The following is an 8,018-nucleotide window of genomic DNA, read 5'->3' on the forward strand; positions in this document are numbered from 1 at the left end:
GGAACGACGCGACGACATCCACGAGGCCTTCCTCGGCCTCGCTGTCTGCCTGATCACCCACCGGCACGTCCAGAGGCTTTGTTAGGGCCAGTAAGGCAGGCTGTCAGCAGCTGATGACCCCGTTGCGGGCGAAGGTGCCGGGGATGGCCGAGCGGCTGGTCGTGTAGAGCTTCGCTGCCGGAGTCCGATGCAGTGTGGCCGGGACCGCGTCATGGCCAAGCCCCGCCCGGCACCCCCCCGATGCTGCCGCTCCGCTCTGTGGCGCACCTTGCAAACCCCTGCAGGGTGCGCTTCACCGTCGCTGCGCGGGACGTTCAGGGGAGCGCGGCCGCTCCTTCCTCCCGGTGCGCAGCGCTCCGTCCGGACCGGTTACGTCAGTGGCATGGCGTTGTAACAGTACTGACGGAGGCTCATGGTGCACCTCCGGTCTCCTCAGTGACTCGCACCCCCCACGTGACCGGGTTGATCGAACGATCGCACCCCGGCCGGCGCGCGCCCGGGGTGCGGGTGAGGAGGGAATGATGGCTGCAGAGCAATCCCCGGCATCCCGCCGTAACTTCCTGAGATCCGTCGGCGTCGCGGGTGGCGCCGGAGTGCTGTACTCGGCGATGGGCGCACTCGGGCTCGCCCCGGTGCCGGACGTGAGGGCGGACGAGTACCGGGCGCCCCAGCGAAGCGACTTCACGCTCACCGGGCGCGGCGGGAAGAAGGTGCTCGTGCTCGGCGGCGGCATAGCCGGCCTGGCGACGGCGTACGAGCTGGGCAAAGCCGGTTACGACTGCCGGATCCTGGAGGCGAAGAACCGCCCCGGGGGCCGCAACTGGACGGTCCGTGGCGGCACGACACTGACCGACCTCGACGGGCGAACGCAGACGGCGTCGTTCACCAAGGGCCAGTACATGAACGCAGGCCCGGCCCGGCTGCCGCAGTCCCACGTCACTCTCGAGTACTGCCGCGAACTCGGCGTCGAACTTGAGGTGTTCACCAACCAGAACGCCAACGCGTACATCTACCACGAGAACAGCGCTGCCCTCACAGGCAAGCCCATGCGCTGGCGCACGGCGAAGGCCGACGTCTACGGCTACGTCTCCGAACTCCTCGCCAAGGCCACCGACCAAGGCGCCCTGGACGCACGGCTCACCACGCAGGACAAGGAACGACTGATCGCGTTTCTGCAGAGCTTCGGCGCCCTCAAGGGCAAAGCCGACGGCTACGCCTACACCGGCACCGACCGGCGAGGCTACTTGGTCGAACCGGGCGCGGCCTTCGAGAACGGCACGGTCCTCAGCCCGGTGCCGACGCTGTCGGATGTCATCGCCAGCGGCGTGGGGCAGCGCTTTGCCTTTGAACTCGGCTACGACCAGGCCATGCTGATGTTCCAGCCGGTGGGCGGAATGGACGCGATCCCGTATGCCCTGGCCGAGGCGATCGGCCGGCACCGCATCACCTACGGTGCCAAGGCGCTGGAGGTCAAGAACCTGCCGGACGGTGCCGAGGTCACCTACGAGGACGTCGGCGGCCGCACCCGCACCCAGCGCGCCGACTTCGTTGTGGCAGCCATGCCTCCCATGGTCATGGCCCGGCTCAAGCACAACCTGGGGACCGGCATCACTGCGGCGCTGAAATACGCCGTTGCGACCCCCGTCGGCAAGGTCGGCCTCGAGTACCGCAGCCGCTGGTGGGAGACGGACGAGCACATCTACGGCGGTATCACGCCGACCGACACGGACCTGGCCACCATCTGGTACCCCTCCTATGGTTACCAGGGCCGCCGCGGCACCCTCATCGGCTACTACAACTTCGGCGCCAACGCCCTCGCGTACAGCGATCTGCCGCACGCCCAGCGCGTTGCCCGGGCGGTGAGCCGGGGCGTGAAGATCCACGGCGAGAAGTACCGCACCGAACTCGATCACTCCTTCAGCGTCGCCTGGCACCGCACACCTCACATCGAGGCCGGCTGGGTGGGCTGGCCCTCGCAGACCGGGCCCGAGTACACGCTGCTCAACCAGCCCGCCGGGCACGTCTACTTCGCCGGCGACTGGCTCAGCCATGTCATCGCCTGGCAGCACGGCGCGTTCAGCTCGGCCCGCAAAGTCGTAACCGACATCCACGAGAGAGTGATGGCCGCATGAAACGACGTGCAAGGGTGGTGATCGGTACGGCCCTGACCGCCACGCTCCTGGCCGGCGGCACCGCGCTCGCCGAGGGCAAGGGCTGGTGGCCCGGCCCCAAAGAGGTCCGCGTCATGCTGCCCGAAGGCCAGTCCAACCCGGCCATCGCCACCGGCGTGGCGATTGGCGGTGAGGTGGCGACCTACCAGAGCAGCGGCCTCGGGCCGACCGCGCTCAACCCCACCGCCCCGGCAGGCTCACCCGAGCTCTACACCGACCCGGCCCTCACCCAGGGCGCCACGGGAGTCACGGTCACCGAGGCGCAGGCACTTGTCGTCCTGCGCAACATCAAGACCAACCTCGAAGCGGCGGGCCTGACCCTGGCCGACGTCATCACGATGAAGTGCTACCTGATGAAGCCGCCCGGCGCCGATACCGCCGACTACGCCGGATGGAACCGCGCCTACCGCCAGTACTTCGCCAACATCGACCTCGCCTCGAAGGAGGTGATCCCGGTCCCGATGGGCACCTCCGCCCCCAAGGCACCGCTGGTCGCCAATAAGGCCCGTCCTGCGCGCGCCACGATGGAGGTCACCTCACTGGCCGTCAGGGGCTGGCTGGTAGAGGTCGAGGTCGCCGCCGCCTACAAGAAACGCTGACAGGCACGGCGGGGCAACTGCAGCGAAGGGCCGGGCCCTGCCACAGGCCCGGCCCGAAGCGACGTTGCCCCTGCCGGGCGCCAGCCCCAGCCAGTCGTCGAAGGCGCTGCGCTGTCTCCCAGTGCGAAGAGCGCGGGCCGGGCAACGCGCCGGGCAGCACCCCCCGGATCAGCAGCGACAGGGGCAAAGAGCCATACCGGCCCCGGAGGCCACGAGGCCACGAGGCCAGTTCGGGCTCTCCTCGGAAGGCGGGCATCTCACTGGGTGGAGTGGATGAGGTCTCCGATGGACCAGGCGCTGACGTCTTTGATCGCGACGCGGTACATGCCGCCCGTCTCTGGGATCCCGAAGGTGCCCTGCAGGATGCGGGCGAGATGGAAGTGCAGGTGCGTGGGTGCCTCGTTGCGGCCGGAGTGGTTTTCCTGGGCGCTGCGCGCGAAGACGTCCGCGAACGGGCCGAGACGGTCGGAGTCCTTGAGGACCTCTGCCACCCGCTCCCTCCAGACGGCCTCGGGAGCCAGCCGGCCGGTGATGACGGCGCCGCCCACGACCACGGTCAGCGACATCTGGTTGCTTCCCCCCATCTCCACCGCGGCGGAGAGGGCGACGAGCAGTTCATCAGGGTTCGACATGACAGCAGAGCTTATGCGGCCCACCCGTCCCTGACGTAGCTGCAGGACTGATGCGGCTGCGCGCACGGCGGGCAGGCGCTTCGGCTGGCCGCGGCAGGGTTCTTCTTCACTGCTGTGTGCGGCTGGCAGGGCGGTAGGGGAGGCGGTCCCCTTCCTGGCCCGGTTGGGCTCTGCGCCGTGGATGACGCATCCAGGGTGCGGGCAGCCGCCCGAACGCCGGCTGTCCCGCACGTGTGCGACAGGAAAGTGCCCCCGGGCGTACGGCCGGTCAGCGTCGGTGCGGATAGTGTCACGCTGTCCGGCCTGATGAGTGAGCCCGCCTACGGCTCTGTTTGTGCCGTGATCGTTGCGCTGCACGGCGGGGGCATGAACGCCGGGTATTTCGACGGCCGGGCATCCGGATGTGTCCCTGCTGGCGTTGGGTGCCCGCTTGGGCTACACCGTGCTGGCACTGGACCGCTCCGGCTTCGGTGCTTGACTCGGCCGTTTTCCCCGCAGGCAGACACTGACCGCGCAGGCCGTGACCGTGCGGGCCGCCATCGCCGCATTCACTGCCCGCCACGCACCCGGTGGCGGCGGGCTGCTGCTGGGGCATTCCTTCGGAGCCGAGGTGTGCCTTCGCTCTCGCCGCAGACCACGGCGTGCGGGAGTTGCTGGGCGTGGACGTCACGGGGTGCGGGCGCAAGCACGCGGTGAATCCCGGATTGGTCGACCGAGAGGTGGGGCGGGGCCTGCGGCGGTTGAACTGGCCGAGCGGTGGGTGAGCCGGGGGTGGATCCTGTCCCAGGCCCAGGCCCAGGCCCAGGCCCAGGCGCGGGCCTCGGCCTTGCCGTAGCGGGGCGTGTCGTTCCCGGTCACCGCCGCCGGCTCCGGCCAGGTCTCCGGCGCCGGGCGGAACTCCGGTCCGCAGCGAGCTCCTTGTGTGGGACGCGCGAAAGGCCGCCTGCAGGGATGGCGGTCGGCGACGGCTCCGTGAGCGGTGCAACGTCCCAGCGGGCCTCGGCAACAGGGCTTTCGCGCCGATCGCCCCGCTCGGCTCCAGGTCGCCCTTTCGCCCGGGCGCCGGCGCCTTCGGCGCAGCAGCGTGGTGTCCTCAGGGGTGCCTGCTCATGATGCTGTGCAGCAGGTCGACGAGGGGTTGCACTGGGACGGTCGGGTCGAAGGCGCGTTGGACGCCGAGCCCGATGCCGAGGCTGAGCAGGGTCAGGGCGGCGGTGTCGGCGGGCGGGGCAGGTGTGATGCCGAGTTCGTCGGCCTGTGCCTGGATCAGGTCCGCGAGTGTGTCGGTGACGGTGCGCCGGCGCTGGGCGAGTTGCTCGCACACCTGCTTGTCGTGGCGGTTGGCGGTGGCGAATTCGACTTCCAGCGAGGTCCAGGAGCTGTCGCCGATGGTCTCCTCGGCCCAGCGGGCGAATCCGGCGATCCGGTCCTCGAAGTGGGGGGCGTCGCCCATCGCGGCAGCCAGCTGTGTCACCTGTTGCGCGGCGATGCGGTCGAGGACGGCCAGGCACAGCTCGTTCTTGGTGGTGAAGTTGGAGTACACCGCCCCCTTCGAGTAGCCCGCCGCCTCGGCGACACGCTCCATTGACGTTGCGGTGAAGCCGTCGTTCAGGAAGAGCGCGTACGCGGTCTCGAGGACGTGTTCGCGGGTGCGGGCCTGGCTCTCGGCCCGGGTCAGTCTTGCCACCCCCGCAGGATACCGCTAGCTTTCGAATTCCATTGGAATTCCAATACCGGGAGAATCTATGGCGGGTCAGCGACGTGGGCTGGTCGTCGGGTGCGGCGGGACCCTCGGCTTCGCATGGGCGGTCGCGGCGCTGGCCGCGGTGGAGGAGCAACTCGACTGGGATGTCCGCACGGCAGAGGTACTGGTGGGGACCTCGGCGGGGGCGGAGGTCGTGTCCGTGCTCGGCTCCGGCCGGTCGGTCTGCGACCTGCTCGCCGCCCTGCAGGGCCAGGCCGACGCGGACCCGCTGCTCCTGCGGCACGTCGGCGCGCACCCGGGCGCCCTGCCACCGGTTCCGTGGCCGGGGCTGCCGGGCGCCGGGCTGACGGCGGCGGCAGTCCGCGGCCGTGTGCCGCTCGGGTCGGGGCTGCTCGGCCTCCTGCCGCGCGGCCGTGGGGATGCGGGGTGGCTGCGGGGCTTCGGCGCCGCGCTCGCGGACGGCCACACGTGGCTCGCCTCGGCACGTACGTGGCTGGTGGCGGCCCAGACGCGCACCGGCAGACGGATCGCCTTCGGTTCGCCGGGCGCCCCGGTCGCCGACATCGGCAGCGCGATCGCCGCGTCATGGGCGATCCCGGGCTGGTTCCCTCCCGTTCGGATCGAGGGGCGCACCTACCTCGACGGCGGGGTGCTGTCGCCGACGTCGGCAGACCTCGTTGCCCCGCTCGGCCTGGACGAGGTGGTGATCGTCGCCCCGATGACGACGTCCGGCGGCGCGCCCGCCACCGGGCTGAGCCGCCTCGAACGCGTCCTCAGGCGCTGGATGACCCGAACCCTCGACGCGGAGGAACACCTGCTTCGAGCAACGGGGACCCGCGTCGTCCGGATCGAGCCCGGCGCCGAGGAACTGGCCGTCATGGGCTTCAACTTCGTGACTCCACCCACGACTGAAGTCGCGGGCTTCCTGGATCGGTGGCTACGGGCCGTCGCAGAGGACCAGCCCGGCCCTGTGCAGAACGTTCAGCGCGCCCACTCTGTCGGCGTTCTCCACCAGGCCGCACTTGACGCACTCGAATTTCGCTTGGGTGACGCGGTTCTCCTTCGCGACGTGCCCGCAGTCGGGGCAGGTGCGGGAGGTGTTGCGGGCGTCCACAGCGATCACTCGGCGACCGGCGCTCTCAGCCTTGTTCGCCAGGACCGTGAGGAACTGCCCCCAACCCGCGTCCAGGATGCTTCGGTTCAGCCCGGCCTTGGCGGCGGCACCGTTCGGGAGGAACGCGCCACCGTTGTCGGGGTCGGGCTTGGGCTGCGGGCCCTTGGTCATGCCCGCCGTGTTCAGCTTCTCGTGCCCGATCACGTCGTTGTCACGAACGAGAGTCAGGGCCGTCTTGTGGTGGTGGTCCAGGCGTTGACGCCGGATCCTGGCGTGCAGCTTGGCGGCCCTCCGCGCTGCGGCGCGGTGCTTCTTCGTCCGGCGCCGGGTGCGCTTAGGGAACGTCGCAAGGTGCTGCTGCGCCTTGGCGAGCTCCTCCGTCATCGCGTGGAGGAAGCGCGGGTTCGGCTCGTGCACGCCATTGGAGTCGGTGAAGAAGTGCACCGTCCCCATGTCGATGCCGACGATTCTGCCGGACGCCGGAAGCGGCTCGGCGGGTACATCGTCGCAAGCGAGGACGACGTACCAGCGGCGACCCTCCCGCTTGATGCTGATCGTCTTGACCCGGCCGCGCACGGGCCGGTGCTGGTGCACACGGACGTGCCCCACGCCTTGCAGACGCACGCGGGTCTGCCGGTCGTTCGGGGTGGAGTCCCAGCGGCAGCCATCGCCGTCCTTGGGGAAGATCACGGTGTCGAAGTGCCCGACACCCTTGAAGCGGGGGTATCCCGGCGTGAGACCGGATCTCACCCGCTTGAAGAAGGCTTGGAACGCCTTGTCCAGGCGACGCAGAGTGGCCTGCTGCGAGGAGAACGACCAGCGTCCCTGCCGCTCCGGGTCGAACGCCCGGATCTCCTTGAGCTGGGCGGACTGGTCCCCGTACTTGATCGAGGTCCTGGAGCTGTGCCGCCATGCGTCCCGGCGCTCCTGCAAGGCCCCGTTGTACAGCGAGCAGTGGTCGGCCAGCATCGCCCGAAGCGCCGCCTCCTGACCGGCCGTGGGACGAAGGAGGAACGTGTACGCACGTATCACGAGGCGTCCCCCTTCTCCTTCTTCCCGGCACGCTCCCACTGGGTGTTGATGTACTTCTCCACCGTCGCCGTGCTCACGGCGCCGACCGAGGCGGCGAAGTACGACGACCATAGCGTGGGCATCCGCGACTTCAGGTGCGGAAACTCCGCCTGCAGCACCCGGGAGGTGAAGCCCTTGAACTGGTTCGCCGCACACGACGCCGACGATTTCGGGTCGTGCTTGACGAAGAGGCGCACATGGTCGGGCATGACCTCAAGGGCCACGATCTCCCACCCCTTCTCGTCCACCTTCTGCCGGATCAACTCGTCCAGCCGGACCGCGACCCGGCCACCGAGGATCGGACGGCGGTACTTCGGGCCACACACCTCGTGGAGCCCGAGGTCGTACACGCCACCGGAGGACCGTTGAACCTTCCTGGTCCCAGTCACGATCACTGTACATACGCGACATGTCTAGTGCGGCAGGAAGGGCGGTACAGGTGAACAGTGCGGATCCGCGCCCACAGTTGAGGTCAGAGCGGGCCAAAGAAGCTATTCCCCACCCCGCTGAAACGGGGGCGTTCCCTGGCAAGGTCCTGATGGACGTCGCCCGCCGCCCGGCCACCCTCGACGTCTCCCTGCGTACACCCTCCGACCGTGTCCGACGAGCCGTCGGCAGGAGCACCACGGCGTGAGCGCCCCTTTCGAGGTCATCGTCATCGGCGCCGGCATCTGCGGGGTCGGCGCGGGAGTCCGGTTGCGCGAGGCCGGGATCCGGGACTTTCTG

The 8,018-nt window shown here is 69.6% G+C and carries 6 protein-coding genes and 1 pseudogene; 3 read left to right on the plus strand and 4 right to left on the minus strand.

Features of this window, described 5'->3' with window-relative positions; genetic code table 11:
• Positions 1-521 precede the first annotated feature (521 nt).
• Together ACIRD7_RS43115 and ACIRD7_RS43120 are read left to right on the plus strand one after the other, a co-directional pair.
• Positions 522-2,132 (plus strand): flavin monoamine oxidase family protein, encoded by a 1,611-nt coding sequence (locus ACIRD7_RS43115; protein ID WP_403461543.1) that lies wholly within the window; start codon positions 522-524, stop codon positions 2,130-2,132.
• Positions 2,129-2,770: a Rid family hydrolase gene (locus ACIRD7_RS43120; protein ID WP_403461544.1), complete on the plus strand. Its 642-nt coding sequence runs from the start codon at positions 2,129-2,131 to the stop codon at positions 2,768-2,770. Before ACIRD7_RS43115 ends, ACIRD7_RS43120 begins: the two co-directional genes overlap by 4 nt.
• A 257-nt stretch (positions 2,771-3,027) precedes the next feature.
• Here the strand turns inward: ACIRD7_RS43120 and ACIRD7_RS43125 are convergent, their stop codons facing one another.
• Positions 3,028-3,402, minus strand: a complete 375-nt coding sequence (locus tag ACIRD7_RS43125; RefSeq protein ID WP_403461545.1) for a hypothetical protein — start codon at positions 3,400-3,402, stop codon at positions 3,028-3,030.
• Positions 3,403-4,495: 1,093 nt separating this feature from the next.
• On the minus strand, positions 4,496-5,089 hold the full coding sequence (locus ACIRD7_RS43130; RefSeq protein ID WP_403461546.1) for a TetR/AcrR family transcriptional regulator: 594 nt from the start codon (positions 5,087-5,089) through the stop codon (positions 4,496-4,498).
• Between the two features lie 58 nt (positions 5,090-5,147).
• Between ACIRD7_RS43130 and ACIRD7_RS43135 the strand changes: the two are divergent.
• A pseudogene (locus ACIRD7_RS43135) lies at positions 5,148-5,768 on the plus strand (patatin-like phospholipase family protein); the annotation flags it as partial.
• 276 nt (positions 5,769-6,044) lie between these two features.
• Here ACIRD7_RS43135 and ACIRD7_RS43140 read toward each other — a convergent pair.
• Together ACIRD7_RS43140 and tnpA are read right to left on the minus strand one after the other, a co-directional pair.
• Positions 6,045-7,253, minus strand: a complete 1,209-nt coding sequence (locus tag ACIRD7_RS43140) for an RNA-guided endonuclease InsQ/TnpB family protein (protein ID WP_403461547.1) — start codon at positions 7,251-7,253, stop codon at positions 6,045-6,047.
• A complete protein-coding gene (gene tnpA, locus ACIRD7_RS43145) occupies positions 7,250-7,681 on the minus strand; it encodes an IS200/IS605 family transposase (RefSeq protein WP_403461548.1) in 432 nt (143 codons plus the stop codon). Before tnpA ends, ACIRD7_RS43140 begins: the two co-directional genes overlap by 4 nt.
• Between the last annotated feature and the right edge of the window lie 337 nt (positions 7,682-8,018).

The sequence above is a fragment of the Streptomyces sp. NPDC093568 genome (assembly GCF_044764945.1).
In the GTDB taxonomy this organism is placed as follows: domain Bacteria; phylum Actinomycetota; class Actinomycetes; order Streptomycetales; family Streptomycetaceae; genus Streptomyces.

What these genes read in the sequence shown, in the direction of transcription:
- ACIRD7_RS43115 (WP_403461543.1), top strand. Translation starts at nt 522, where the DNA reads ATGGCTGCAGAGCAATCCCCGGCATCCCGCCGTAACTTCCTGAGATCC.
- ACIRD7_RS43120 (WP_403461544.1), top strand. Translation starts at nt 2,129, where the DNA reads ATGAAACGACGTGCAAGGGTGGTGATCGGTACGGCCCTGACCGCCACG.
- ACIRD7_RS43125 (WP_403461545.1), bottom strand. Translation starts at nt 3,402, where the DNA reads ATGTCGAACCCTGATGAACTGCTCGTCGCCCTCTCCGCCGCGGTGGAG.